The organism is Streptomyces bobili, from assembly GCF_002154575.1.
Lineage (GTDB): Bacteria > Actinomycetota > Actinomycetes > Streptomycetales > Streptomycetaceae > Streptomyces > Streptomyces bobili.
Genome location: NZ_MUBA01000442.1, coordinates 1 through 2,482, shown reverse-complemented (window position 1 = coordinate 2,482; position 2,482 = coordinate 1). Strand labels below are relative to the sequence as shown.

The window sequence follows — 2,482 nt, the reverse complement described above, 5'->3', positions numbered from 1 at the left end:
GCTTCGACGTGACACCCCTCGTCGCCGTAGACCCGGCCGGCGAGGGGTGTCACGTCGAAGCCCAGTGCCCTGAGCAGAGCGCCGAAGGCGCCGTTCAGCTCGTAACAGAACCCTCCCCTCCCCGTCATGGCGACCTTCTCGACCAGCCGTCTCTCCTCCAGCACGATCTCCTCTCCCAGATGCACCGACAGGTTCTCGAAGGGCACGGTCCGCAGGTGCCTCAGATGCAGCTCCCGCAGGACGTCGGCGGTGGGCCACGCCGAGTACTCGACGCCGAGCCGGCGCAGGTAGGCCTCGACGAGCGGCGCGTCGAGAGCGGACGCGGCGGTGACGGCCTGCGCGGAGTCGGCCCGTGCCGTGGCGGCCTGCACAGAAGCGGCCTTCACAGAAGCGGCCCGTGCCGAATCGGACGGTGCCGAGTCGGGCTGGGCGGAATCGGACCGTGCCGAGTCGGGCTGGGCGGAATCGGTCTGCGCGGAATCCATGCCCTCAGTCTCCCGCCACCCTCAGCTCCGTGCCCGTACCCGCGACGGCCAGCGCTCCGTCCCGGTCGGTGCGCAGCACCACCGCCCCCGTGGCCTCCAACGCCGCGACGGTGCCGGGAGCCGGATGTCCGTACGGGTTGTCCGCCCCCGCTGAGATCAACGCCAGGCGGGGCGCCAATGCGCGCAGGAGATCCGGGTCCTGATAGGCCGAACCGTGATGGGCGACCTTCAGCACGTCCACCCGGCCCAACCGTGCCGCCGCCGGCGACCGCACCAGCGCCTGCTGGGCGGGTGGTTCGAGGTCCCCGAGGAGCAGCATCCGTATCCCGGCGGACCGCACGAGCAGCGTCACGCTCGCGTCGTTCGGCCCCTCCGGTTCCGGCACCTGCCGGGCCGGCGGCCACAACACCTCCCAGTCGAGGGGACCGAGCCGACGCCGCTCCCCGGCCGCCGCCCGCACCAGGGGAACCCCTCGGGCCTCGGCCTCCCTGCGTACGAACGCCACCTGGTCCACCGGTTCGGCGAACCCCGTCGTCTCGATGGCGCCCACCGCCCGGCCCCGCAGCACACCGGGCAGACCGGCCACGTGATCGGCGTGGAAGTGGGTCAGGACGACGAGCGGGATCCGGGTGATGCCCAGCCTGCTCAGGCACCGGTCGACCAGGGCCGGGTCCGGACCCGCGTCCACCACCACTCCGGTGCCGTCACCGGCCGCGAGTACCGTTGCGTCGCCCTGGCCCACGTCGCACATCGCCAGCCGCCACCCCGGCGGCGGCCAGCCCGTGAGCACCCGGGTCAGCGGAGGCGGGCGCACCACCGCGAGGAGGAGCAGTGCCGCGCAGGCCGCGCACAGCCAGGGCCTCCGCAGCAGCCGTCTCCCCAGCAGCACCGCCACCGAGGTGGCGAGGGCGAGCAACAGCGCCCCGCCCCAACCGCCCGGCCAGTCCACTCCCGCGCCGGGCAGCGCAGCCCCGGTCCGTGCGACACCCGCGATCCACTCGGCCGGCCAACTCGCGGACCAGGCCAGCGCCTTGGCCACCGGCATCGCCCAGGGCGCCGTCGCCAGGGTGGCGAACCCCAGCACCGTGGCCGGTGCCACGGCGAACTCCACGAGCAGGTTGCACGGCACCGCCACGAGGCTCACCCGGGCCGACAGCACCGCCACGACCGGCGCGCACAGGGCCTGCGCGGCTCCCGCCGCCGCCAACGCCTCCGCCAGCCGCGGCGGCACCCCGCGCCGCCGCAGAGCGGCACTCCAGCGCGGCGCCAGCGTCAACAGGGCCCCGGTGGCCAGCACCGACAGCAGAAACCCGTAACTCCGGGCCAGCCAGGGGTCGTACAGGACCAGGAGCAGAACCGCCGTCGCCAGCGCCGGGATCAGGGATCTGCGGCGACCGGTCGCCAGCGCGAGCAGTACGACGGCTCCGCAGGCCGCCGCCCGCAGCACACTCGGGTCGGGCCGGCACACCACGACGAAGCCGAGCGTGAGCATCCCGCCGAGCAACGCGGTCGTCCGCAGCGGGATGCCCAGGCGGGGTGCCAGGCCACGCCGCTCCACCTGCTGTGCCAGGCCGGGTGGTCCGAGGAGGAGGGCCAGCATGATCGTGAGGTTGCTCCCCGACACGGCCAGGGTGTGGGCCAGGTCCGTCTCCTTGAATGCCTCGTCCAGCTCGGGGGTGATCCGTGAGGTGTCGCCGACGACCAGCCCCGGCAACAGCGCCCGAGCGTCCGCCGGCAGCCCGTCGGTGGCTTCCCGCAGTCCCGCCCGTAAGCGGCCCGCGATGCGCTGCGCCGCCGACGGCTGCCGCACGACCGACGGCACCGCACGCCCACCTCGGTCCCGCAGCCGCAGCACGGCCGCGTTCCGGTCCCCACCCGTCAGCGCGGGCGCCAGCCGCCCCGTCACCCGCACCCGAGTGGACGGCAACAACCCGAGCCACGCCTGCCGCACGCCCCGGCCGGCATCCGCCGGCCCTCCCCCACCCGTCCTCCTTCCC

2 protein-coding genes are annotated in these 2,482 nt (G+C 74.6%); both read right to left on the bottom strand.

Annotated features, from left to right (window positions below):
* Nucleotides 1–485, bottom strand: a 485-nt coding sequence (locus BZL64_RS29610) for an arylamine N-acetyltransferase family protein (RefSeq protein WP_143663343.1), incomplete at its 3' end; no start/stop codon positions are given.
* A gap of 4 nt (nucleotides 486–489) precedes the next feature.
* Nucleotides 490–2,482 (bottom strand): ComEC/Rec2 family competence protein (locus BZL64_RS29605; protein ID WP_107430369.1); only part of this gene is annotated, 1,993 nt, incomplete at its 5' end.